Origin of the sequence: Streptomyces atroolivaceus (assembly GCF_000717025.1) — a bacterium.
GTDB lineage: Bacteria > Actinomycetota > Actinomycetes > Streptomycetales > Streptomycetaceae > Streptomyces > Streptomyces atroolivaceus.
This window is the reverse complement of the sequence record NZ_JNXG01000002.1, coordinates 458,505-480,352: the sequence shown is the minus strand read 5'-3', so window position 1 is coordinate 480,352 and position 21,848 is coordinate 458,505. Positions and strand designations below refer to the sequence as shown.

At 69.9% G+C, this 21,848-nt stretch carries 22 protein-coding genes; 6 read left to right on the top strand and 16 right to left on the bottom strand.

Annotation, left to right across the window (positions count from 1 at the left end; translation table 11 throughout):
* Positions 1-12: 12 nt before the first annotated feature.
* Positions 13-480: an HIT family protein gene (locus OO67_RS05500; RefSeq protein WP_033297621.1), complete on the top strand. Its 468-nt coding sequence runs from the start codon at positions 13-15 to the stop codon at positions 478-480.
* 63 nt (positions 481-543) lie between these two features.
* On the opposite strand, the gene OO67_RS05495 is transcribed toward OO67_RS05500, so the two are convergent.
* On the bottom strand, positions 544-1,359 hold the full coding sequence (locus OO67_RS05495) for a hypothetical protein (protein ID WP_051709148.1): 816 nt from the start codon (positions 1,357-1,359) through the stop codon (positions 544-546).
* Positions 1,360-1,578: 219 nt separating this feature from the next.
* Entirely contained in the window at positions 1,579-2,910 is a 1,332-nt protein-coding gene (locus OO67_RS05490; protein WP_051709146.1) for a COG1361 family protein, read from the bottom strand.
* A 410-nt stretch (positions 2,911-3,320) separates the two neighbouring features.
* Here OO67_RS05490 and coaA point away from each other — a divergent pair, with 410 nt between their 5' ends.
* The 3 genes from coaA to OO67_RS05475 all read left to right on the top strand — a co-directional run bounded on the left by coaA (position 3,321) and on the right by OO67_RS05475 (position 6,932).
* Complete coding sequence (gene coaA, locus OO67_RS05485) at positions 3,321-4,313, top strand: type I pantothenate kinase (RefSeq protein ID WP_033297619.1); 993 nt, start codon at positions 3,321-3,323, stop codon at positions 4,311-4,313.
* A gap of 18 nt (positions 4,314-4,331) precedes the next feature.
* The gene (locus tag OO67_RS05480) at positions 4,332-5,318 is read left to right on the top strand and encodes a DUF389 domain-containing protein (protein WP_033297618.1); all 987 of its coding nucleotides are present in this window, start codon (positions 4,332-4,334) and stop codon (positions 5,316-5,318) included.
* Between the two features lie 81 nt (positions 5,319-5,399).
* Positions 5,400-6,932, top strand: a complete 1,533-nt coding sequence (locus OO67_RS05475; RefSeq protein ID WP_033297617.1) for a PH domain-containing protein — start codon at positions 5,400-5,402, stop codon at positions 6,930-6,932.
* Between the two features lie 153 nt (positions 6,933-7,085).
* Here the strand turns inward: OO67_RS05475 and glmM are convergent, their stop codons facing one another.
* The 4 genes from glmM to OO67_RS05455 form a co-directional block, all read right to left on the bottom strand.
* Positions 7,086-8,444 carry a phosphoglucosamine mutase gene (glmM, locus tag OO67_RS05470; protein ID WP_033297616.1) on the bottom strand — a complete coding sequence of 453 codons (1,359 nt, stop codon included), beginning with the start codon at positions 8,442-8,444 and terminating at the stop codon, positions 7,086-7,088.
* Between the two features lie 218 nt (positions 8,445-8,662).
* A complete protein-coding gene (gene rpsI / locus OO67_RS05465) occupies positions 8,663-9,199 on the bottom strand; it encodes a 30S ribosomal protein S9 (protein ID WP_033297615.1) in 537 nt (178 codons plus the stop codon).
* Between the two features lie 45 nt (positions 9,200-9,244).
* Positions 9,245-9,688 (bottom strand): 50S ribosomal protein L13, encoded by a 444-nt coding sequence (gene rplM / locus OO67_RS05460; RefSeq protein WP_030914195.1) that lies wholly within the window; start codon positions 9,686-9,688, stop codon positions 9,245-9,247.
* A 227-nt stretch (positions 9,689-9,915) separates the two neighbouring features.
* Positions 9,916-11,535 carry an ABC-F family ATP-binding cassette domain-containing protein gene (locus OO67_RS05455; RefSeq protein WP_033297614.1) on the bottom strand — a complete coding sequence of 540 codons (1,620 nt, stop codon included), beginning with the start codon at positions 11,533-11,535 and terminating at the stop codon, positions 9,916-9,918.
* 67 nt (positions 11,536-11,602) lie between these two features.
* Here OO67_RS05455 and OO67_RS05450 point away from each other — a divergent pair, with 67 nt between their 5' ends.
* Together OO67_RS05450 and OO67_RS05445 are read left to right on the top strand one after the other, a co-directional pair.
* Entirely contained in the window at positions 11,603-12,457 is an 855-nt protein-coding gene (locus OO67_RS05450; protein ID WP_033297613.1) for a hypothetical protein, read from the top strand.
* A gap of 76 nt (positions 12,458-12,533) precedes the next feature.
* On the top strand, positions 12,534-14,423 hold the full coding sequence (locus OO67_RS05445; protein WP_033297612.1) for a hypothetical protein: 1,890 nt from the start codon (positions 12,534-12,536) through the stop codon (positions 14,421-14,423).
* Here the strand turns inward: OO67_RS05445 and truA are convergent.
* From truA to secY, 10 genes are all read right to left on the bottom strand, one after another.
* Positions 14,392-15,246, bottom strand: coding sequence for a tRNA pseudouridine(38-40) synthase TruA (truA, locus tag OO67_RS05440; RefSeq protein ID WP_033297611.1), 855 nt, complete (start codon positions 15,244-15,246; stop codon positions 14,392-14,394). The genes OO67_RS05445 and truA overlap by 32 nt on opposite strands.
* Before the next feature lie 78 nt (positions 15,247-15,324).
* Positions 15,325-15,831: a 50S ribosomal protein L17 gene (rplQ, locus tag OO67_RS05435; RefSeq protein WP_014154578.1), complete on the bottom strand. Its 507-nt coding sequence runs from the start codon at positions 15,829-15,831 to the stop codon at positions 15,325-15,327.
* 137 nt (positions 15,832-15,968) lie between these two features.
* Complete coding sequence (locus OO67_RS05430; RefSeq protein WP_003966937.1) at positions 15,969-16,991, bottom strand: DNA-directed RNA polymerase subunit alpha; 1,023 nt, start codon at positions 16,989-16,991, stop codon at positions 15,969-15,971.
* A 136-nt stretch (positions 16,992-17,127) separates the two neighbouring features.
* Positions 17,128-17,532: a 30S ribosomal protein S11 gene (rpsK, locus tag OO67_RS05425; RefSeq protein ID WP_003956432.1), complete on the bottom strand. Its 405-nt coding sequence runs from the start codon at positions 17,530-17,532 to the stop codon at positions 17,128-17,130.
* Positions 17,533-17,637: 105 nt separating this feature from the next.
* Positions 17,638-18,018 carry a 30S ribosomal protein S13 gene (rpsM, locus tag OO67_RS05420; protein ID WP_014047799.1) on the bottom strand — a complete coding sequence of 127 codons (381 nt, stop codon included), beginning with the start codon at positions 18,016-18,018 and terminating at the stop codon, positions 17,638-17,640.
* A 197-nt stretch (positions 18,019-18,215) separates the two neighbouring features.
* Entirely contained in the window at positions 18,216-18,329 is a 114-nt protein-coding gene (gene rpmJ / locus OO67_RS05415; protein ID WP_003956441.1) for a 50S ribosomal protein L36, read from the bottom strand.
* Positions 18,330-18,390: 61 nt separating this feature from the next.
* Complete coding sequence (gene infA, locus OO67_RS05410; RefSeq protein WP_003956442.1) at positions 18,391-18,612, bottom strand: translation initiation factor IF-1; 222 nt, start codon at positions 18,610-18,612, stop codon at positions 18,391-18,393.
* Between the two features lie 271 nt (positions 18,613-18,883).
* Complete coding sequence (gene map, locus OO67_RS05405; protein ID WP_033297610.1) at positions 18,884-19,720, bottom strand: type I methionyl aminopeptidase; 837 nt, start codon at positions 19,718-19,720, stop codon at positions 18,884-18,886.
* A 125-nt stretch (positions 19,721-19,845) separates the two neighbouring features.
* The gene (locus OO67_RS05400; RefSeq protein ID WP_033297609.1) at positions 19,846-20,505 is read right to left on the bottom strand and encodes an adenylate kinase; all 660 of its coding nucleotides are present in this window, start codon (positions 20,503-20,505) and stop codon (positions 19,846-19,848) included.
* Entirely contained in the window at positions 20,505-21,824 is a 1,320-nt protein-coding gene (gene secY / locus OO67_RS05395) for a preprotein translocase subunit SecY (RefSeq protein ID WP_033297608.1), read from the bottom strand. The genes OO67_RS05400 and secY overlap by 1 nt, the downstream gene beginning before the upstream one ends.
* Positions 21,825-21,848: the final 24 nt, after the last annotated feature.

Genomic DNA, 21,848 nt, shown 5'->3' with positions numbered 1-21,848 from the left:
GGCTCTCGGAGCATGACGAGTCCCGGGTGTTACGCGTGCGACCAGGAAGCACAGTTCGCTGAACTGCCGCCCCGCGAGTGCGTAGCCTTCGACCGGCACTGGCGGGTGGCCCACTCCTTCAACACGGCGGTCCCGGGCTGGCTCGTACTGCTGCCCCGCCGACACGTCACGGCCGTACATGACCTCACCGACGCCGAGGCCTCCACGCTGGGTACGTGGCAGGTCGGCCTCTCCCGGGCACTCCGCGACGTGACCGGCTGCGACAAGACCTACGTCGTGCAGTTCGCCGAGGCCGAGGGTTTCGCCCACGTGCACTTCCACATCGTGCCGCGCACGGCGGACCTGCCGCAGGAACAACGCGGGCCGGGGGTGTTCGAGTTGCTCCGCCGTCCGCGGCCCGAGCGGGTGACGGCCGCTCAGGCGGACGAAACGGCCAGGTCGCTCCGGGCCCGGCTCCGGGGGCATCCGGACGGTGTGTGAGGCCCGCAGCCCGGCTGCCGTGCCGGCGGCCCTCCCGTGAGGGGGCCGCCGGCACGGCCCCGCTCAGCGCACGTCGACGAAGTCGCCGGCGGCGGTGGCGGTGCCCGACGTGGACGAACCGCCGAAGCTCCAGCGCCAGTAACCGTCGACCGAGGCCTTGACGGTGGTCCTCAGCGCGCCCGTGCTGGACGACGTGGCCGTCTTGACCGTGGAGTAGACGGAGCTGCCCTTCTTCCGGAACTGCAGGCTGACGGACTTGCCGGCGTAACCGGTGTACGTGTGCTTCACCCAGTCCGCCCGCTTGAGGCTGCCGGTGACGGTGATCGTCCCGCCCTTCGTCACCGGTTCGGGTGAGGCGTTCACCGTGGCCTTGGCCCAGCGCTTGACCTTCACCGTGCCGGAGGCGGTGACGGGCTGCTCCGCCTTGAGCCCGCCACCGGGCTTCCACAGCTGGGTCAGGACACCGATCTTCCAGGTGGTCGCGTCGTTGTTCGAGTCGAGGTCGTACCGCGGATCGATGTACAGGCTGCCCTCGCAGTCCGCGATCCGGGGAGTCGTCGGGTAACAGGTGTAGATACCCGTGCGGAGACCGCCGCTCTCCGCCCCCTTGGCCACGGTCGTGCCGTGGTAGAGGAACGGTCTGGCGCTCCAGGTGCTCATGTCGGCCGACGTGTATCCGGAGGGGAGGGTCACCCGGAAGGTGAGGGGCGGCTCCTTCTCCTCGGACGTGCCCACGATGACGGACTTGCCCCCGTTGACCACAACCCGGGAGACCGTGATCCCGGTCTCCGCGGCCTGTGCCGCGGGAGCCGCGAACGCCGAGAGGGCGAGTGCCCCTACGACCACGCCCGCAGCGCTGGTTCTGCCACTTGTCTTCATTGCACCTCATGGGTCGTGCGGGAATCGGATCCACCGCACCGGCCGGCAGTCACCTGCCGCAGGCGGTGCGGCAGGCTGACAACAGGGCGGACGGACGCGGCACTCAGGGTGATCATCGCCGGTGGGTCCGGGGCCGGCCTCATCGGGTGCCGCGTCGCGGCACCGTCTCCCCGACGCGGCCACCCGGCCGCCCCGCCCGGCACGCCGGACGGGCATCCGCTACGACGCCTGGGCGGCCCCGTTGAGTGCCAGTACGGCGTGGGCGTTGCTCGGGTCCGGGTCGTAGGGGGTCTGCCGTGCGGAGGCCTGGAGCGTGACGGCGCCGGTGGCGTTCGGGATCACCCGGTCGACGCGCAGTTCGAAGGGGAACCGGATCTGTTCGTCGGGGGTGGCCCAGTGCCGGAGTTCGCACCGGTAGGTGGTGGATCCCAGCGCCGAGCAGTTCTCCGGCGCCGAGACGACCGTGGCGCCCTCGGGGACCGCCAGGGTGACCGTGCCGACCGCCTCACCGCTGCCGGTGTTGGCGAACCAGGCGGGCCCGTGGTTGCGGAAGCCGACCGTGGCGGTGACCGTCTCCCCGGCCGCGCCGGTGACCTCGTCACCCTGGACGGCGAAGTCGGCCGTGTTCTCCGCGGTGACCTGCATGGCGGCGAAGTTGTCCTCGGGATTCCGGTCCTGCGTGCTCCCCAGCGGCTCGATCTCGACGTCGAGCCGCTCGAACAGGGCGTGGGGCGCCACGGCGAGCCGCAGCGGCTCCGCCAGGGTGACGGTGGCACCGGGCTCCACGACGGTGTCGAAGGTGCAGTCCAGCAGGCCGCCCGGCATGTCCTCGGTACCCAGGGCGGGCGGAGTCCAGGCGCAGTCCGGTGAGGTGGTGGCGGACTCCAGGCCGTAGGTGTTCCACGCTCGGAGACGGAAGCCCTCCGCAGCCGCGTCGCCGTTGTTGGTGACCGTGACGGGTACGGTCAGAGAGGTTCCGGGGGCGACCGGGCCCACCGCCGCCGGCTCGGTCAGCTTCAGGTCCGGCGCAGGTGACGAAGGTACGGACTCGACCTTGACCGGGGTGCTGCCCCGGTGGGAGTACAGCACACCGTCCGGGCCGTCGGTCTCCGCGTGGGCATGGTGGCCGATGCTCAGCTCCGCCCCGGCCGGGGCGCCCTCCACGGTCCGGAGCCCGAAGGTGAACTGGGGCCCGTCATAGGTGCCGCCGATGTCGCCGACCTCGTAGACGTCGCACACGGCGACGGTGTCGGACGCAGCCAGGAAGCAGCCGTCGGGCACCGAGACCTCGGCCACGCCCGCCAGCTCCGACAGGTCGAGGGTGAGCACGCCGTTGGCGACGTGGTAATCGCCGTTGTCGTGGTAGATCCCGAACGAGAGCTCCTGGTACGAGCCCGGCTCGACGGCCAGCGTCACCTCCTCCGGGGACTGCACCCACAGTGCGTCGCTCGCGGCGGAGGCCGGCGTGGTGCCGAGCACGGTGGCGCTCAGCGCCGTTGCCGCGACGAGCGCGTACGCGCCGAGCCGTCTGCGGCCGGTGGCGGTTCTCATGTCAGCTCCCAGGCTGTACCGGGGGGGGGTCTGTCCCGTGGCGACGGCCCTGGGGACGTCCCACGGAGTGATCGTTTCCGCTGTTGGACTGTGCGGCCCGGCCAAAGGTTGTGGCGGTGTGTCAGGTTCGTATCAACGGAGTGGTCGGCAGTCGCCGCCGGCCGTCTTCTCGCTGGTCACGGCGGAGGCACGCGACGCTCTGCCGCTGCCCCGGGGAGGGGGTGGAGGTGCCGGTTGGGCGCGCAGGCGCGGGCCGGCTCAGCCGTCGGCGGGGAGACCGGGCGACCGCCGGACTCCGGCCGGTACGAGCCTCGAAGGACGCGGGCAGCACGCTCCTCGCCCCCCGGGACCGCGCCACACGTGACCGACCCCACCCCCCACTCCGTTAAAACTCCCGCAACAATGAATACGTGATCACTTCGCCCGCACGGAGCCCCCGCCGCACCGAGCACGCGCCGACGCCCTACGTCGACCTGACCCGGGCGGAGTGGAGCGCCTTGCGTGACAAGACCCCGCTGCCGCTGAGCGCCGAGGAGGTCGAGAAGCTGAGAGGGCTCGGCGACGTCATCGACCTCGACGAGGTCCGGGACGTCTATCTGCCGCTATCCCGGCTGCTCAACCTCTACGTCCAGGCCACCTCGGGCCTGCGCGGGGCCCTGAACACCTTCCTGGGTGACGCGGGCAACGGGCACGGCGAGCAGCGCGGCACCCCGTTCGTCATAGGGGTCGCCGGCAGCGTCGCCGTCGGCAAGTCCACCACCGCCCGCATCCTCCAGGCGCTGCTGGCGCGCTGGCCGGAGCACCCCCGGGTGGAGCTGGTGACGACCGACGGGTTCCTGCTCCCGATGAAGGAACTCCAGTCGCGGGGCCTGATGTCGCGCAAGGGTTTCCCCGAGTCGTACGACCGCCGGGCCCTCACCCGGTTCGTCGCCGACATCAAGGCCGGCAAGGACGAGGTGACGGCCCCCGTCTACTCCCACCTGATCTACGACATCGTGCCGGGCGAGCGGCTCACCGTACGCCGCCCCGACATCCTGATCGTCGAGGGGCTGAACGTGCTGCAGCCCGCGCTGCCCGGCAAGGACGGCCGGACCCGGGTCGGCCTCGCGGACTACTTCGACTTCAGCGTGTACGTCGACGCCCGCGCCGAGGACATCGAGACCTGGTACCTCCACCGCTTCCGCAGGCTGCGCGAGACGGCGTTCCAGAACCCGTTCTCGTACTTCCGCAAGTACACACAGGTCTCCGAGGAGGAGGCGCTGGACTACGCGCGCACCATGTGGCGGACCATCAACCGGCCCAATCTGCTGGAGAACGTCGCGCCGACGCGCGGCCGTGCCACTCTGGTGCTGCGCAAGGGGCCGGACCACAAGGTCCAGCGTCTGTCACTGCGCAAGCTCTGACTCCGGAAAGGGTGCCCCGTGCTGCATCTGCGCCTCATCGTGCCCGCCGACCGCACCGATGAGGTGGTCGGGCTGATCGGGCGGACCGTGGGCACCGCCCATCTCGCGGTGCTCACGGGTGCCGCACGGAGCCCGGTGGGCGACGTGGTCCTGTGCGACGTGGCCCGGGAGGCGGGCGACGAACTGATCGGTGCCCTGCGGGAGATGGGCATCGACAGCTCCGGTTCGATCACCGCCGAGAACATGGACCTCACCCTCTCCAAGCACGCCGAGGAGGCCGAACGGGCGGCGCCGGGAGAGGGCGCCGACGCGGTGCTCTGGGAAGAGCTGAGCGAGGTGACCCACGAGGAGTCGACCTTCAGCGTCACCTACGTGGCCTTCCTCGCGCTCGCGACGATGCTCGCCGCGTGCGGGGTGATGCTGGACAACGCCGTCCTGATCGTGGGCGCGATGGCGGTCGGCCCGGAGTTCGGTCCGCTGGCGGGGATCTCGACGGCGCTCGTGCAGCGGGCGCCCCGGCTGGCCGGCCGGTCGCTGTGGGCGCTGATCGGTGGCTTCGCGGTGGCGATGGTGCTCACGGCGGGCTTCGCCTGGCTGCTGGACGCGCTCGGGCTGTTCACGGAGGACATGGTCAAGGCGGAGAGGCCCAACACCGGATTCATCTGGCACCCGGACTGGATGTCGTTCGTCGTGGCGCTCCTGGCGGGCATCGCGGGGACGCTCTCGCTGACCTCGGCGAAGTCGGGGGCGCTGATCGGCGTGGCGATCTCGGTGACCACGGTGCCGGCCGCCGCCAACGCCGCGGTGGCCTTCAGCTACCAGGACCTGCAGCAGACCTGGGGGTCGTCGGCACAGCTGCTGGCGAACATGGCCGGCATCGTCCTCGCGGGGACGCTCACACTGCTGATCCAGAAGGCCTTGTGGAACACCAGGCGCCGGGCGGCTCCCCCGGGTCGGCGTGAAGCGGGCGTCCCCAGGGGACCGCGGCCACCGTCCAAGGGGTGACGGCCCGGCAATGTCACCGGCGCGAATGCTGCCGTACACCGCACAAGCGGGAGCGGCACGGCCGGTGACACGATCCGGTACATGACCGATGCCGGGGAAGTGAACCGCCGCCCCCTCAGGAGACGTGCCCTGTGGTGCCTCGTCGCACTCGGGGCGGCCGGGGCGGGCCTGGCCGCCGTGCGCGCGGTTCACGTGGGCGGGCCGCTGGACGTGTGGGTGGCCGTGGGCCTGCTGCTCGCGCTGCTGTGCCTCGTCCTCCTGCACGCGGCGACCGCCCAGGTGAGCGCGGACGCCCGTGGCCTGCGCGTCCGGACGCTGCTGCGCCGACGGAACATGCCGTGGCCCGACATCGCCGACCTGCGCATGTACATCCAGCGAGGGCGCAACCAGGATGTCTACCGCGTCAGCGTGCTGATGCGCGACGGCCGCACACGGCGGCTGCCCCTGCCGCTGAGCGGGTCCTCCGACGACCGCGCCGGCTTCGAAGCGAAACTGGACGCGCTCCGCACGCTGCACCGCCGCCACGGAGCCCCCGAGACGAGCCACCTCCCCGTCATCTCGTCCCGCACCGCCGGTCGCGGCCCGGCCGTGGCGTCCGTCCTGTGCGCACTGCTGCTCGCGGGCGCGGGCCTGGCCGCGTGGTCCGTGCCGAACGCCGCGTCGGAGGAACAGGCGTGGATGTCGGCCGTCCCCTGCACCGCCGGTACGCCGGCCGCGGAACGCGGCGAGTGCCTGAGCACCCGGAGCGCGGTGATCGAGCGGACGGAGGCCGGGAGGGGGAGGCAGAGCAGCCGGCTGTACTTCGCCGACGGCCGGCCGCTGGAGCGCCTCGGGGTCTCGCAGGAGGGCGCCCGGGGGTTCGACCCCGGTGACAACGTCGAACTGACCTTCTGGCGGGGCCGGGTGAGGGAGGTCGCCGCAGAGCACCACGTGTGGCGCGAGCACTTCACCGGAGCCGGAGACGTGGCCGTCATCGCGGCCGGGTGCGCCCTCGCCGCGGGCTACCCCGGCGCCCTGGTGCTGCTGCGCCGGCGCGGGCGCCGGCTGCCGGACGACGAGGTCCTGCCCTCGGCCCTGCCGTTCGCGGGCGCGCTCGCCGGTACGGCCGTGTGGCTGCTGCCGCTCTGCTACCTCCACCCCTTGGACCCGCTCGGCACTCCCGCGACGCTGGCATGGACGGCATCGGGGGCCCTGGCCACAGTGGGCATGTTCGCCTGGGCGTGGCACGCGACCCGCGTCCGTACGCCCGGGGACGCGGCGGAGACCGGGGACGGGGGCTCCCTGGAGAAGGCGGACCGGTTCCTGGCCGCCCGTTTCCTCGAGCACACCGACTACAACCCGAACGGCTTCGGCACCCATGTCGTCCTGGGGGACGGGCCGCCCGCGGTGACACCCCACCCCGGCCCGGGCCGGTTCGCGGCGAGACGGATACCGGTGGAACGGCTCACCGTCACGAACGTACGGCGTGCCAGGGGGAGCGACGGCGACACCCTGCACAGGAGCTGGCACGTCGCCGAACTCGACGACGCCGGCGAGCCGGTCCGCCTCGCGGCCGCCCCGGCCGACCTGACCCGCATCATCCGCGAGCTGGACGCCGGACGGCCCCGGCCGTGAAGCCGGAGCCGTCCGTCCGGCCGGGGTCCGTCGGCCGGGCGCGGACTTCACAGCGCCCCGACGGCGGTCCGTCAGCCGGACGCGGACATCACCACGCCCCTACGGCGGTCCCTCAGCCGGGCACGGACTTCACCACGCCCGAACGGCGGTCCCTCAGCCGAGTGCGGACTTCACCACGTCGGCCAGCTGGCCGGCCACGGCGCGCGCCTGCTCGAGATCGGCGGCCTCGACCATGACCCGGACGAGCGGCTCGGTGCCCGACTTGCGCAGGAGTACCCGGCCGGTGTCACCCAGTTCACGCTCGGCCTGGGCCACTGCGGCGGCCACCTCGGCGGAGGTGTCCACACGGGACTTGTCGACGTCCGGCACGTTGATGAGGACCTGCGGGAGGCGCTGCATCACACCCGCCAGGTCGGCGAGCGTACGGCCGGTGGCGGCGACCCGTGCCGCGAGCATCAGCCCGGTCAGCGTGCCGTCGCCCGTCGTGGCGTGGTCCAGGACGATGACATGGCCGGACTGCTCGCCGCCCAGCGCGAACCCTTCGGCCTTCATCGACTCCAGGACGTAGCGGTCGCCGACGGCGGTCTGGACGAGCTGGATGCCTTCGCGCTCCATCGCCATCTTGAAGCCGAGGTTCGACATGACCGTGCCGACGACGGTGTCCTTGCGCAGGTGGCCGGACTCGCGCATGGCGAGGGCGAGCACGGCCAGGATCTGGTCGCCGTCGACCTCCTCACCGGTCGCGTCCACGGCCAGGCAGCGGTCCGCGTCACCGTCGTGCGCGATGCCGAGATCGGCGCCGTGCTCGACGACGGCGGCGCGCAGCAGCTCCATGTGCGTGGAGCCGCAGCCGTCGTTGATGTTCAGGCCGTCCGGTTCGGCGCCGATGGTGATGATCTCGGCCCCGGCCCGGGCGAACGCCTCCGGCGAGACGCGGGCGGCGGCGCCGTGTGCCTCGTCGAGGACGACCTTCAGTCCGTCGAGCCGGTTCGGAAGGACACCGATGAGATGGGCGACGTAACGGTCGAAGCCCTCCGCGTAGTCGGTGACGCGGCCCACGCCGGCGCCGGTCGGCCGGGCCCAGGGCTCTCCGGTGCGGTGCTGCTCGTAGACCTTCTCGATGCGGTCCTCCAGCTCGTCGGCGAGCTTGTGGCCGCCGCGGGCGAAGAACTTGATGCCGTTGTCGGGCATGGCGTTGTGGCTGGCCGAGAGCATGACACCGATGTCCGCGCCGAGGGCGCCGGTGAGGTAGGCCACGGCGGGGGTGGGCAGCACGCCCACGCGCATCACGTCCACGCCGGCGCTGGCCAGGCCCGCCACGACGGCCGCCTCCAGGAACTCACCGGACGCACGGGGGTCGCGGCCCACCAGAGCGGTCGGCCGATGCCCCTCGAAGGTGCCCGCCTCGGCGAGTACGTGTGCCGCCGCGACCGAGAGTCCGAGCGCGAGCTCGGCTGTCAGGTCCGCGTTGGCGACACCCCGCACGCCGTCCGTGCCGAAGAGTCGTCCCACTGGTGTCCTCCGAAAGTGCTCCGAAACCACAAAACCAAAGTACTCAAAACAGGGCAGATCAAGGCAAGGCACAGCAAAGAAGGGCGCCTGAGGCCGCCAGCCCTATAAGCATGCAAACGTCTTAAGCCGTTATACGCCCGCGAGGGCTGATAAACGAACGCCCCAGCAGCACGGAGTGTGCCGCCGGGGCGAACGTGTGAAGCAGACGAGCAGGCGATTTAGCGCTTGCTGTACTGCGGGGCCTTACGGGCCTTCTTGAGACCGGCCTTCTTGCGCTCGACCGCACGGTCGTCGCGGGAGAGGAAGCCGGCCTTCTTCAGCGTGGCGCGGTTGTTGTCCACGTCCGCCTCGTTCAGCGCGCGGGCCACGCCGAGGCGCAGGGCACCGGCCTGACCGGAGACGCCGCCACCCGAGATGCGGGCGATGACGTCGTAGCGGCCGTCGAGCTCGAGCACCTTGAAGGGCTCGTTGACTTCCTGCTGGTGCACCTTGTTGGGGAAGTAGTCCTCAAGGGTGCGACCGTTGATCTTCCACTTGCCGGTGCCCGGGACGATCCGGACGCGGGCGATGGCGTTCTTGCGACGGCCAAGGCCGGCCGCGGGCTGCGGGTCGCCGAAGCGGCCCGCGAGCGACTCGGAGGTGTACTCACCCTCGACGGGGACCTCCGACTCGAAGGTGGTCACCTCGGCGAAGGTCTCTTCGCCCTCGGTGCCCGCCGCGTCGTCAGCGGTCGTCTCAACAGTGGTCTCGGCCACGATTCTCCTCAGATCTTTCTTTACGTCTTAGGGGGGAGGCCGGAACTACTGCGCGACCTGGGTGATCTCGAACGGGACCGGCTGCTGCGCAGCGTGCGGGTGCTGGTCGCCCGCGTAGACCTTGAGCTTCGAGAGCATCTGACGACCCAGGGTGTTCTTGGGGATCATGCCCTTGATGGCCTTCTCGACAGCCTTCTCGGGGTTCTTCGAGAGGAGCTCGTCGTAACGCACGGAACGGAGACCGCCCGGGAAGCCCGAGTGGCGGTACGCCATCTTCTGGGTCTTCTTGTTACCGGAGAGGTGAACCTTCTCGGCGTTGATGATGATGACGAAGTCGCCCATGTCCATGTGGGGGGCGTAGATCGCCTTGTGCTTGCCTCGGAGGAGGTTCGCAGCCGTGGTGGCCAGACGGCCCAGGACGATGTCCTCGGCGTCGATGATGTGCCACTGGCGAGTGACATCGCCGGGCTTGGGGCTGTACGTACGCACTTCGTAGCCTTCGCTTCTTCAGTGGATGAGGTCCAGACACATGGCACCCCTGAAGCGATCATGCAGCTGGGGCCCACAATGCCGGGAACGCTGCCCGTATGCGAGCCACTGGTAACTGCTCCAGAGAACCTACGTAAGGGCTGTCCGCGTGAGGACGACGGAGCCGATACGTATAACAACCACCGACAGTACCCGTCCCGCCCGGGACGGGTCAAAACGCGCCGTCCCTACCGCTCCCGCCTGACCCTGCGCTCGTCCCAGACCGGCTCCGTGGACTCCCGCACCACCCCGTCCGAGCCGAAGACCAGATAGCGGTCGAAGGACTTCGCGAACCAGCGGTCGTGCGTCACGGCCATCACCGTCCCGTCGTACACCTCCAGCCCGTCCTGCAGTGCCTCGGCCGACTCCAGGTCCAGGTTGTCCGTCGGCTCGTCCAGCAGCAGCGCGGTCGTGCCCGCCAGCTCCAGGAGCAGGATCTGGAACCGCGCCTGCTGCCCGCCGGACAGCCTCTCGAAGGCCTGGTCGCCCTGGCGCTCCAGCTCGTAGCGCCGCAGCACCGACATCGCGCCGCCGCGGTCCTTGGCGTGCTCCGTCCACAGGATCTCGACGAGCGTCTTGCCGAGGAGCTCCGGATGGGCGTGCGTCTGCGCGAAGTGGCCGGGCACGACCCGCGCACCGAGCTTCCACTCACCGGTGTGCGCGACGGGCTCCCCCGCCAGCAGCCGCAGGAAGTGGGACTTCCCCGACCCGTTGGAGCCGAGCACGGCGACCCGCTCCCCGTAGTAGATCTCCAGGTCGAACGGCTTCATCAGACCGGTCAGCTCCAGACCGGTGCACGTCACCGCCCGCACCCCGGTCCGCCCGCCGCGCAACCGCATCCTGATGTCCTGCTCACGGGGCGGCTCCGGCGGCGGTCCCGCCTCCTCGAACTTCTTGAAGCGGGTCTGCATCGCGTGGTAGCGGTTCGCCATGTCGGGGCTGTTCGCCGCCTGCTGCCGCATCCGCAGGACCAGCGCCTTCAGCCGGGCGTGCTCCTCCTCCCAGCGCCGCAGGAGCTCCTCGAAGCGCGCGAACCGCTCCTTGCGGGCCTGGTGGTACGTGCCGAATCCGCCGCCGTGCACCCAGACGTCCGAGCCCGCCGGGCTGGGCTCCACGCTCACGATCTTCTCGGCTGCACGTGAGAGCAGCTCCCGGTCGTGGGAGACGAAGAGCACCGTCTTGCGGGTCTCCTTGAGCTTCTCCTCCAGCCACCGCTTGCCGGGGACGTCCAGATAGTTGTCCGGCTCGTCCAGGAGCAGCACCTCGTCCGGGCCCCTGAGCAGCGCCTCCAGGACCAGCCGCTTCTGCTCGCCCCCGCTGAGCGTGCGCACCTCGCGCCACTGCGCCTTCTCGTACGGGACGCCGAGCGCGGCCGTCGTGCACATGTCCCACAGCGTCTCGGCCTCGTACCCCCGCGCCTCCGCCCAGTCGCTCAGCGCCTGCGCGTACGCCATCTGCGCGGCCTCGTCGTCCACGGCGAGGATGCGTTCCTCCGCCGCGTCGACGGCCTGGGCCGCCTCCCTGATCCGGGGCTGGGCCACTGACACCAGCAGGTCACGGACGGTCCGCTCGTCCCGCACGGAGCCCACGAACTGGGCCATCACGCCGAGACCGCCACTCACCGAGACCGAGCCGCCGTGCGGCTGGAGCTCCCCGGCGAGCAGTTTCAGGAGTGTCGTCTTGCCCGCCCCGTTCGCGCCGACCAGCGCGACGACGGCGCCGTCGGCCACCCGGAACGAAGCGTCACCGAGCAGCACCCGTCCGTCCGGTAGGTAGTACTCCAGGTGGCCCGCTTCAAGATGTCCCATGCACAGCATTGTCACGGCAGGCGAACCGTTGACCCAACCGGATTACGGCCGGTCTAGGATTCGCCGCATGAGCTTTGGGCAAGGGGGGCCCTCCTGGGGGCCGGAAGAGAGCCGGACTCCGGACTGGGCGGCACTGGCGGAGGCGTCCGCCGCGCGGGGCAGGCGCAAGAAGTGGCTGATGATCGGGGGCGGGGCACTGGCGACCGCCGCCGTGGCCGCGATCGTGGCCACCGCCGTCATCACGACCGACGGGGGCGGCGGCGCCTCCGGGTCCGACAGGACCGCCAGTGAGCTGCCGGCCCCCGCCGACCTGCCCTCGGAGGCCTCGGCGCCCGACCCCTCCTTCTCCTCGGTAGCACCGCCGCCCCCGCCGGACCCGAAGGACTACATAGCCGACGAGAAGAAGGACAGGGCCCGGGTCACCGTGGACGCCTTCTTCCCCGGCAGGAAGCTGACGATGGGCGACCGCGTCTACGCCAAGGGCGCCACCGCCCGTACGTCGGACTGCGCCACGACGACCCAGGGCGCCCTCGGCTCGATCCTCGTGAACAACGGCTGTGACCAGGTCATCCGCGCGACCTACGGCAAGGACGGCATCGCCGTCACGGTCGGGCTGGCCGTCTTCGGCACCGAGGCGGAGGCCAGGAAGGCCGCCGAGCAGGCCTCGGGCGGCATGGCCTCCCTCAGCGGTTCGGGAGTGCCCACCTTCTGCCGCGGCGGGTCCGTCTGCCGGCGCACCGCCAACTCCTACGGCCGCTACGCCTACTTCACGGTCGGCGGCTACACCAGCGGGAAGAACGTCACCACGGCGGCCAAGGACGTCTACAAGGTCGGCGACGACCTGACCGACTTCACCTTCCGCCAGATCCGCCACCGCGGCGAGGTCCAGGCCTCCGCGGCCGCGGGGCTCCCCGTCGGCTGACCGCCCGCGCCCCGCCCCACGCACGAGTCCCCCACGCACCAGCCCAGTCCCTCCCCTCGACCGAGGACCCGTCGCCGTGCGTCTGACCACCCTCTTCACCATCCCGCGTGTCCTGCGCCACAGCGACGCGATGGGCGCCGGCATGCCCCCGGACGACGCCGTGGTCCTCGACGCCCCCGACCCCTCGCTGCGGGTGGCCCTCACCGCCGCCTCCGCGGGCGACCACGCCCCGGCCGCCGAACTGCTGGCCGCCACCCGCCGGCACGCCCAGTGGGAACGCAGGGACGCCTGCGTCTCCCGCCTCGCGCGGACCTCGCTGCATCATCCGGGCTGGCTGGACAGCTGGCTGGAGGAGTCCCCGGAGGACCCCGACGCCGTACTCGTCAAGGCCGACCAGTACATCTGCCAGGCCTGGCAGATACGGACCGGCGCCCGGGCCAGGAACGTCGAGGCCGACCAGTTCCGGGCGTTCCACACGGTGCTGCGGGACGCGGTGCCGGTGGTCTCCGCCGCCGCCGAGCTCAACCCCGCCGACCCGGTCCCGTGGCGCATCGCCCTGACCCAGGCCCGCGGCATCCAGGCCCCGCGCGAGGTCTTCGACACCTATCTGGCCGAGGCGAACGCCCGCGACCCTCACCACGAGGGCTGCCACGTCCAGGCGCTCCAGTACCTCTGCGACAAGTGGTACGGATCGCACGAGGAGATGTTCGCCTTCGCGGAGCGGGCGGCCGACCAGGCCCCTCCCGGTTCCAGGCTCCACGCGCTGCCGCTCCAGGCCGTCGTGGAGTACCTGATAGCCGACGAGGACACACCCGGCCCCGACCCGTACACCTCCCGCGCCGAAGCGGCCGTGACCCGCGCGCAGGCCCTGTCGGACAGCTACGCCCCGGGAGACCGGGAGGCAGCCGGTTTCCGCAACCACCTGGCCCTGGTCCTGTGGTCCATGAGCCGCTACGAGGAGGCCCTCACCGCCTTCCGCAGCATCGGGGTGCACGCCACCACCTTCCCCTGGACCTACTTCGGCGATCCCCGTGCCGAATTCCTGGAGGCCCGCTCCGACACCCGGATCGAGCTGGCGATGAGGATCCCCTTCTTCCGCCCCTCCCCCGGGCCCCCGGCCTCCGGCGCCCCCGACTGGGAGCGGGAACTGGCACCGCGGTCGGTCGCCATCGTGTCCACCGGGCCGACCGAGGTCGCGCGGGCCGCGCTGATCTGCGGCCACAGCCTCCGGACGGCCCCCGCCGGCAGCCGTCACACGTACGTCGAGATCGTCCCGGACCCGGTACGCGGCAAGCGGGCGGCCCTGCTCCCCGAAGACCCGCTCACCTCGGCGGCCGACAACTTCACCACGGCCGAGGACTGGCCCGCCCTGGTCCTGCACCGCACCCCGGAACGCAGCAGCTTCACCCTGCTGCACCGGGGAAAGAAGGTGACGCATCACGCCTGGGAGACCGCCACCCCCGCGACCGACCACGCGGAGGCGACCGCCACCGCAGCAGCCCTCGCCCGTGTCTACGGGCTCACCGACCCTCGTCCCCTGGCCCATGTCCTGCGGGCCGCCGGCGACCCCGCCCGCCACCAGAGCGAGCTCGTCGCGGCCCTCGGTCTTCCGCCGCTGCCCCCGGGATACGGCGGCGGGCAGGAGGTCCTCACGGAGCTGCCGGGCGCCCGGGTGCTGGCCCGGCGGGGCTTCCTCGCGGGCATGCGGGACACGATGACCACCAAGGAGGGCGTCCACCCGGAGGCACCTCCCGAGGAGGAAACGCACCCGGCACGCTGGTGGGTGCTGCGCACGGCGGCCCTGCTGTTCTTCACCTCGGTGGCCGTCCATGCCTGGTGGGCGCCGGACATCGGCTGGTTCAGCTCCACGGTGACGACTCTGCTCGCCGTGGACAGCGCCGCCAGGCTGGTGCGCGCCCTGCGCCGAAGACCGGTCAGCAGCAGCCCGCCCCCGGCAGCGTCCTGACGTTCCGCGCCTCCACGGCCCTGGCCGCCAGCAGCGCGTCGGCCGGATAGGCCACTTCCTCCAGCGTCAGCCCGTGCGGCCGCACCACGTGGACCCCCGGGTCCCGCACCTTCGCCGCCAGCACCTCGGCCGGCCAGGAGGCCGGCCGGCGTCCGTCCCCCACGAACAGCGCCGCGCCGATCAGCGCCCGCACCATGTTGTGGCAGAACGCGTCCGCCTGCACGGTCGCCGTCAGCACGCCGGACTCCGCGTCCCGCACCCAGTGCAGCTTCTGCAGCGTACGGATGGTCGTGGCACCCTCGCGCTTCTTGCAGTACGCCGCGAAGTCGTGCTCCCCCGTCATCAGCGCGGCGGCCTCGTTCATCGCGTCGACGTCGAGCGGCCGGTCGTGCCACAGCACGTGGCCCCGGAGCAGCGGGTCCACACCACCCTGCCGGTCCCCCACCCGGTACGCGTACCGACGCCACAGCGCCGAGAAGCGCGCGTTGAACCCCGCAGGGGCCTCGGCCGCGCGCCAGATCCGTACGTCCAGCGGCAGGCGCCCCGCCAGCCGCCGCAGCAGCTTCTCCTCGTGCTCCGCCCACACCCCGGCCGGCAGGTCGACGTGCGCCACCTGCCCGCGCGCGTGCACCCCCGCGTCGGTGCGCCCGGCGACCGTCAGGTCGTACGTCACCGACGACCGCGTCACGGTGCGCAGCGCGTCCTCGATCTCGCCCTGCACGGTGCGCCTGCTGGTCTGCTTCGCCCAGCCGGAGAAATCCTTGCCGTCGTAGGAAAGGTCCAGCCGTACCCGTACAAAGCCGGGCTCTGCCTCGTCACTCACCCGCAGATCCTCTCAGAACCGAACGGGCCCGCACCGCCCCGAAGGGTGATGCGGGCCCGTACGTGGGTCTCAGGACGCTCAGGCGTCCTTGGACTCCTCAGCGGCGGCGTCGGCCGGCTTGGCGTCCTCGACGGTCTCGGCCGGAGCCTCGTCCTTCTTGAGGGCGTCTTCCTTGACGGCGCGCTTCGTCGCGGCCTCGGCCTCACCGGTGGCCTGCTGGGCCACGGTCAGCGCCTCGACCAGCTCGATGACGGCCATCGGGGCGTTGTCGCCACGACGGTTGCCGATCTTGGTGATGCGGGTGTAACCACCGGGGCGGTTCTCGTACCGCGGGGCGATCTCGGTGAAGAGCGTGTGCACGATGCTCTTGTCCGTGATCGACTGCAGCACCAGGCGACGGTTGTGGATGTCGCCCTTCTTCGCCTTGGTGATGAAACGCTCGGCGACCGGACGCAGGCGGCGGGCCTTGGCCTCGGTCGTGGTGATGCGGCCGTGCTCGAACAGCGACTTCGCGAGGTTGATGAGAAGAAGCTTCTCGTGCGCAGCGCTGCCGCCCAGACGGGCACCCTTGGCGGGCTGAGGCATGGTTTTTCTCCTTGTGTGCTGCACCGGCCGTATCAGGTACCGGTGTCAGTTCCCGCGAGGCGGCCGCCCCGCGGAAGTCCCTACTGGCCCGGCACGGGGGCACCTGGAAGATCAGGCACCCCCGTCCGGGATGCGGCTCAGTACTGCTCGGTCTCCACGAAACCGGCGTCCGCGTCGTCGTCGGCGCCGAAGGCGTCGGCGGCGGCGGTCGGGTCGAAGCCGGGAGGCGAGTCCTTGAGCGCGAGGCCCATACCGGCCAGCTTCGCCTTGACCTCGTCGATCGACTTCGCACCGAAGTTGCGGATGTCGAGCAGGTCCGCCTCGGAGCGCGCCACGAGCTCACCCACGGAGTGGATGCCCTCGCGCTTGAGGCAGTTGTACGAACGGACCGTGAGCTCGAGCTCCTCGATCGGCAGCGCCAGATCGGCGGCGAGCGCGGCGTCCGTCGGGGACGGGCCCATGTCGATGCCCTCGGCGTCGATGTTGAGCTCGCGCGCCAGACCGAACAGCTCGACCAGGGTCTTGCCGGCCGACGCCATGGCGTCACGGGGACGCATGGCCTGCTTGGTCTCGACGTCGACGATCAGCTTGTCGAAGTCGGTGCGCTGCTCGACACGGGTCGCCTCGACCTTGTACGTGACCTTGAGCACCGGCGAGTAGATGGAGTCGACCGGGATACGGCCGATCTCCTGGCCCACCTGCTTGTTCTGGACGGCGGAGACGTAGCCGCGACCGCGCTCGACGGTCAGCTCCATCTCCAGCTTGCCCTTGCCGTTGAGCGTGGCCAGGACCAGGTCCGGGTTGTGGACCTCGACACCGGCCGGCGGGGCGATGTCAGCAGCGGTGACCAGGCCGGGACCCTGCTTGCGCAGGTACATCACGACCGGCTCGTCGTGCTCCGAGGAGACGACCAGCTGCTTGATGTTGAGGATGAGGTCGGTCACGTCCTCCTTGACGCCCGGCACGGTGGTGAACTCGTGCAGGACACCGTCGATCCGGATGCTGGTGACAGCGGCACCGGGGATCGAGGAGAGGAGGGTGCGACGCAGGGAGTTGCCGAGGGTGTAACCGAAGCCCGGCTCCAGCGGCTCGATCACGAACCGGGAGCGGAACTCGTCGACGACCTCTTCGGTCAGCGACGGACGCTGAGCGATAAGCATGTTGCGATCCTTCAGTCGTGGGCACCCACTATTTGATGCCCGACAGATGAAACAAGGGTACGGGCGGCACGCCCCCGAAGGGACATACCGCCCGGACCCACGCTACTGACGCACGACCGTCACCGGCCGTCGCGGATCAGACGCGGCGACGCTTCGGCGGACGGCAGCCGTTGTGCGGCGTCGGGGTGACGTCCTGGATCGAACCGACCTCGAGGCCCGTGGCCTGGAGGGAGCGGATCGCGGTCTCACGGCCGGAGCCGGGACCCTTGACGAAGACGTCGACCTTGCGCATGCCGTGCTCCTGCGCGCGGCGGGCGGCCGACTCGGCGGCCATCTGCGCGGCGAAGGGGGTGGACTTGCGCGAGCCCTTGAAGCCGACGTGGCCGGCGGAGGCCCAGGAGATCACGTTGCCCGAGGGGTCCGTGATCGAGACGATGGTGTTGTTGAACGTGCTCTTGATGTGCGCGTGGCCGTGAGCGACGTTCTTCTTTTCCTTGCGACGCACCTTCTTGGCTGCGCCCTGACGACCCTTGGGGGGCATGTCTTGACTCCAGATGGAGAGGGGAGGTGATCGGTCCTACAGCGAAGACCGCTGGTTTCCGCGGACGTCCGGTGGCCCGGACTCCCGCAGTACGTCCGCTGAGGACTACTTCTTGCCCGGCTTCTTCTTACCGGCGATGGCGCGACGCGGGCCCTTGCGGGTACGCGCGTTCGTGCTGGTGCGCTGACCGTGGACCGGCAGACCGCGACGGTGCCGGATGCCCTGGTAGCAGCCGATCTCGATCTTGCGGCGGATGTCGCCCTGGATCTCGCGGCGAAGGTCACCCTCGGTGCGGAGGTTGGCGTCCACGTACTCGCGGATCTTGACCAGGTCCTCTTCGGCCAGGTCACGAACGCGGGTGTTGGGGTTCACGCCGGTGGTGGCGAGGATCTCCTTGGACCGGGTGCGCCCGATACCGAAGACGTAGGTGAGGGCAACCTCCACGCGCTTTTCGCGCGGGATGTCAACACCTGAAACGCGTGCCATTCAATGGCTCCAGTTGTTAAGTCGGGGGTCTTCCGCAGTGCCACTCCCGAGCGCCGACCTCATCCGCCTGGGAAGAGGTGGTACGTCCGGGTCCCCGGCCCCCGCCGGAGGTGTCGTCAGCCGAAGCTTGGACGGGCTCTGCGTATGTACGTTTACGTGCGTCGCGCGAAAAGCTGCGAGATGCAGGTGGTCGTGCGTCAGCCCTGGCGCTGCTTGTGGCGCAGGTTGTCGCAGATGACCATGACCCGGCCGTGACGGCGGATCACCTTGCACTTGTCGCAGATCTTCTTGACGCTCGGCTTGACCTTCATGGGATGTCAGGTTCTCCGGGTCAGTGCCCCTCACCACGCCGAAGCGCGATGGCGGCAAGATCTACTTGTACCGGTAGACGATCCGGCCACGCGTCAGGTCGTACGGAGAGAGCTCCACGACGACCCGGTCATCCGGAAGGATACGGATGTAGTGCATCCGCATCTTGCCGCTGATGTGCGCGAGGACTTTGTGACCGTTCTGAAGTTCCACCTTGAACATGGCGTTCGGGAGGGACTCGATCACGGTGCCCTCAATTTCGATGGCACCTTGCTTCTTGGCCACGCTTCGCCTTTCGAATCGGCTACCTTGATCGACTCCCGTCGCCGCATGAAGACACACGGATGCACGAGAGCCGACGAGTCAGTCTACGTCAGCGGACTCCAAAAGACGAATCCGTCAAGTTTGCCCACTTACTCTGATCCTTAGACACGGATCAGCCGGACAGTCCTGCGTCGGGCCGGAGGCCGAGCACGTCCGGCCGCCGGGCCTCAGGCTCCATGGGCGCCCCGCGGCACCGGCCGGCCGGCCCGGCACTCCGTCCGGCGGGTGAGCCTCAGCCCAGCGGGTCGGGCGCCGCCTCGACCCCGTACTGCGCGAGCTTCGCGCGGCCGCAGTCGGGAGCCGTCAGGACCAGCGGTCCCTCTTCCGTGAGGGCGATCGAGTGCTCCCAGTGCGAGGACCAGGTGCCGTCGGTCGTGAGGACCGTCCACTCGTCGGAGAGGACCTTGGTCTGCGCCGTGCCCAGCGAGACCATCGGCTCGATGGCGAGGCAGACACCCGGGACGAGCTTGATGCCCTTGCCACGCTTGCGCGAGACGTAGTTCAGCAGGTGCGGGTCCATGTGCATCTCGGTGCCGATGCCGTGGCCGCCGTAGTCCTCGATGATCCCGTACTTACCGGTCGCGGGGCGGGGCTGGCGGCGGATGTAGGACTCGATGGCCTTCGAGATGTCGACGAGCCGGTTGTTCACCTTCATCGCGGCGATCCCGGCCCACATGGACTCCTCGGTCACCCGGGAGAGCTCGACGACCTCCGGAGCGTGCCCGGAGCCGACGAAGGCGGTGTACGCCGCGTCGCCGTGCCAGCCGTCGATGATCGCGCCGGCGTCGATCGAGATGATGTCGCCGTCCTTGAGGACCGTCTTCTCGTCCGGGATGCCGTGCACGACGACGTCGTTGACCGAGGTGCAGATGGTCGCGGGGAATCCGCCGTAGCCCAGGAAGTTCGACTTCGCGCCGTGGTCGGCGATCACCTTGCGGGCGACCTCGTCCAGGTCCTTCGTGGTGGCGCCGGGGACGGCCGCCTCGCGCGTGGCGGCGTGAATGGCAGCGACCACGAGGCCCGCCTCGCGCATCTTCGCGATCTGCTCGGGGGTCTTGATCTGCACCATTGCTGGGCGCCTTTCTGCCTGCGGAGGGAACGGTCGATGGCCGTACTCCACGATACGGCGCAAACAGTCGGCCGCGGCGCCCGAGGGCGCCGCGGCCGGCTGTGGTGGTGAGAGACGGGGGGGGCTCAGCCCTCGTCGGACTTCTTGAGGGCCTCCATGGCCCGCTCGGTCACCTCGGTGACCTTGCCGAGTGCGGAGATCGTCACGACCAGGCCCTGGGACCGGTAGTAGTCGATGATCGGCTCGGTCTGCGTGTGGTAGACCTCGAGACGGGTACGGACCGTCTCCTCGGTGTCGTCGTCCCGCTGGTACAGCTCACCGCCGCAGGCGTCACAGACACCCTCGGCCTTCGGCGGGTTGTACGTCACGTGGAAGACGTGCGCGCTGTCGTTACGGCAGATGCGGCGGCCCGCGATGCGCTTGACCACCTCGTCCTCGGGGACCTCCAGATCGAGGACCGCGTCCAGCACGACGCCCTTGGTGCGGAGCATCTCGTCCAGCGTGACGGCCTGCCCCACGTTGCGCGGGAAGCCGTCCAGCAGGAAGCCGTGCTCGGCGTCCGCCTGGGACATGCGGTCCTCGGCCATGGCGTTGGTGACTTCGTCCGGCACCAGCTGTCCCGCGTCCATGTAGGAGCGGGCCTGCTTGCCAAGGTCGGTGCCCTGGCTGATGTTGGCGCGGAAGAGGTCGCCCGTGGAGATGTGCGGAATCGAGAGATTCTTGGCAAGGAACGCAGCCTGCGTTCCCTTGCCGGCACCGGGCGGCCCGACGAGGACGATTCGCATCAGCGGAGGAACCCTTCGTAATTGCGCTGCTGGAGCTGACTCTCGATCTGCTTCACGGTCTCCAGACCCACACCCACGATGATCAGGATGCTCGTCCCGCCGAACGGGAAGTTCTGGTTGGCACCACCGAAGCCTGCCAACGCCATCGTCGGCACCAGAGCGATCAGACCCAGGTACAGCGAGCCCGGCCAAGTGATCCGGTTGAGCACGTAGCTCAGGTACTCGGCAGTGGGCCGACCTGCCCGGATACCCGGGATGAAGCCACCATACTTCTTCATGTTGTCGGCGACTTCCTCGGGGTTGAACGAGATCGCCACGTAGAAGAAGGCGAAGAACACGATCAGAAGGAAGTACGTCGCGATGTAGTACGGGTGGTCGCCCTTGACGAAGTGGTCCTGGATCCAGGTCGCCCAGCCCGCGTCGGAGTTGGAGAACTGAACGATTAGAGCAGGGATGTAGAGCAGCGAAGAAGCGAAGATGACGGGAATCACACCCGCCTGGTTCACCTTCAGCGGGATGTAGGTGGACGTACCACCGTACGACCGGCGCCCGATCATCCGCTTCGCGTACTGCACCGGGACCCTGCGCTGGGCCTGCTCGACGAAGACGACGAGGCCGACCATCACGAAGCCGATGAGGATGACCGTGATGAACTCGATCCAGCCGTCGGCCAGCTTGCCGCTCTCCTTGATGGCCCACAGGGCGCCGGGGAAGCTGGCGGCGATCGAGATGAACATCAGGATCGACATGCCGTTGCCGATGCCGCGGTCGGTGATGAGCTCACCGAGCCACATGACGGCGGCGGTGCCCGCGGTCATGGTGAGCACCATGACGACGGTCGTGAAGATCGACTGGTTCGGGACGATCTGGTCGGCGACGGGGCAACCGCTGAACAGCGTGCCGCTGCGGGCGGTCGCCACGAGCCCGGTGCCCTGGAGGATGGCGAGCGCGACGGTCAGATAACGCGTGTACTGCGTGATCTTGGCCGTGCCCGACTGCCCCTCCTTCTTCAGGGCTTCGAGACGGGGGATGACGACGGTCAGCAGCTGAAGAATGATGCTGGCCGTGATGTACGGCATGATTCCGAGCGCGAAGATCGTGATCTGCAGCAGTGCACCACCGCTGAACATGTTCACCAGACCGAACAGGCTGTTGTTGCCCTTGCTGGCCTGATCAACACAAATCTGGACGTTCTCGTAGCTCACCCCCGGTACGGGAATGTGCGCCCCGAGACGGTAGAGCACGATGATGCCGAGCGTGAAGAGCAGCTTCTTGCGCAGGTCGGGCGTCTTGAACGCCCGGGCGAACGCGGTGAGCACGGTGCCTCCTGCGACCCCCGCGCA

Bases quoted from the DNA above. Each gene is read 5' to 3' on its own strand.
- OO67_RS05500 (WP_033297621.1), top strand. From the start codon at position 13: ATGACGAGTCCCGGGTGTTACGCGTGCGACCAGGAAGCACAGTTCGCT.
- OO67_RS05495 (WP_051709148.1), bottom strand. From the start codon at position 1,359: ATGAAGACAAGTGGCAGAACCAGCGCTGCGGGCGTGGTCGTAGGGGCA.
- OO67_RS05490 (WP_051709146.1), bottom strand. From the start codon at position 2,910: ATGAGAACCGCCACCGGCCGCAGACGGCTCGGCGCGTACGCGCTCGTC.
- OO67_RS05475 (WP_033297617.1), top strand. From the start codon at position 5,400: ATGACCGATGCCGGGGAAGTGAACCGCCGCCCCCTCAGGAGACGTGCC.
- OO67_RS05455 (WP_033297614.1), bottom strand. From the start codon at position 11,535: ATGGGACATCTTGAAGCGGGCCACCTGGAGTACTACCTACCGGACGGA.
- OO67_RS05450 (WP_033297613.1), top strand. From the start codon at position 11,603: ATGAGCTTTGGGCAAGGGGGGCCCTCCTGGGGGCCGGAAGAGAGCCGG.
- rplQ (WP_014154578.1), bottom strand. From the start codon at position 15,831: ATGCCTCAGCCCGCCAAGGGTGCCCGTCTGGGCGGCAGCGCTGCGCAC.
- OO67_RS05430 (WP_003966937.1), bottom strand. From the start codon at position 16,991: ATGCTTATCGCTCAGCGTCCGTCGCTGACCGAAGAGGTCGTCGACGAG.
- rpsK (WP_003956432.1), bottom strand. From the start codon at position 17,532: ATGCCCCCCAAGGGTCGTCAGGGCGCAGCCAAGAAGGTGCGTCGCAAG.
- rpsM (WP_014047799.1), bottom strand. From the start codon at position 18,018: ATGGCACGCGTTTCAGGTGTTGACATCCCGCGCGAAAAGCGCGTGGAG.
- rpmJ (WP_003956441.1), bottom strand. From the start codon at position 18,329: ATGAAGGTCAAGCCGAGCGTCAAGAAGATCTGCGACAAGTGCAAGGTG.
- map (WP_033297610.1), bottom strand. From the start codon at position 19,720: ATGGTGCAGATCAAGACCCCCGAGCAGATCGCGAAGATGCGCGAGGCG.
- OO67_RS05400 (WP_033297609.1), bottom strand. From the start codon at position 20,505: ATGCGAATCGTCCTCGTCGGGCCGCCCGGTGCCGGCAAGGGAACGCAG.